The following is a 1,068-nucleotide window of genomic DNA, read 5'->3' on the forward strand; positions in this document are numbered from 1 at the left end:
AGCGCTTTGCGACTAGCGACGCTCCTTTGTCGCCATTGGTTGCCCTCGCCGATCCACAACAGGGCTCCGGCTTGACGATCGCGTCGAGGAAATTCACCAGACGCCCCAGAAACGTTTATCGAACTTTTTGTCGGCACTCCTTAGCCAAAGGTGACGGATCCGACCGAGAGGACCGGACCATGTTTGGCTCGGTACGATAGGCCGGTCCGGCAACGAATGCGAGACTCCTAAGGCTCTGGCAACGCTTCGAATGCATGATGAATTACCTCAGGGTTTGGTACGGTGCTCGGCCAATGTGATCGCAACATTCATCTCCTTCGACAGCAAGCGCGGTAGACACTCGACGCACCTCACCTACTCCGATGCTAGTGGGTTAACCGCGCCACACGCAGCCATCACGAATGTCCGCTTCTTCGAGCCTCAGCCTTCTCGTCGTCATCGCTTCGATTAGCGCATCGATCTGGTGTCTGGTCGTGCCCGGCGTGACGACCAGGTGGCTGACGTCCTGCGTCGCAATCTGCCACTTGGTCTTGATGCATTCTTCAACGGGAGGGAAGACCACGGTCAGCGCATCGGGATTGCGCCACGCTCTCACGCCATGGGCATTTAGCTCTTCGGCTGCGTGGGCCGCGAGTTGCTCACATTGACGGAAGGTCTGCTTGATCCCTCCGATACCTAGGCTGCGGATCGCATACCAGAGAACAATCGGGGTATGCGCATTGCGCGATCCGCTCAAAGAGGTATCGGAGCTGCCGATGTAATCGATCGTGCGCATTATGCGCTCCACATGCTGCTTACGCGTGAGAACCACGCCACAAGGCATCGGTGAGTCGAGGAATTTGTGTTCGCTGATCGTAATGGAGTCGGCTCCATCCGCGAAATCGAACGCCGGCTTCGGATTTAAGAAGGGCGCGTACGGTCCGCAAAATGCCGCGTCGGAATGGACATAAACGCCATTGATTCCGATGTCGCGAAGGACAGCGCGGATTCGTCGCGCATCGTCTTTGCCCTCCTTCATCGTCGTGCCGATATTTGCGACCACGACGGCCGGGCGATGTCGCCTGCTGC

At 57.8% G+C, this 1,068-nt stretch carries 1 protein-coding gene; it reads right to left on the reverse strand.

Annotation, left to right across the window (positions count from 1 at the left end; genetic code table 11):
• Nucleotides 1–373 precede the first annotated feature (373 nt).
• On the reverse strand, nt 374–1,068 hold a 695-nt coding region (locus tag KIP88_RS45810; RefSeq protein ID WP_249791571.1), incomplete at its 5' end, for a pyridoxal-dependent decarboxylase.

The organism is Bradyrhizobium sp. SRL28, from assembly GCF_018596315.1.
Classification (GTDB): domain Bacteria; phylum Pseudomonadota; class Alphaproteobacteria; order Rhizobiales; family Xanthobacteraceae; genus Bradyrhizobium.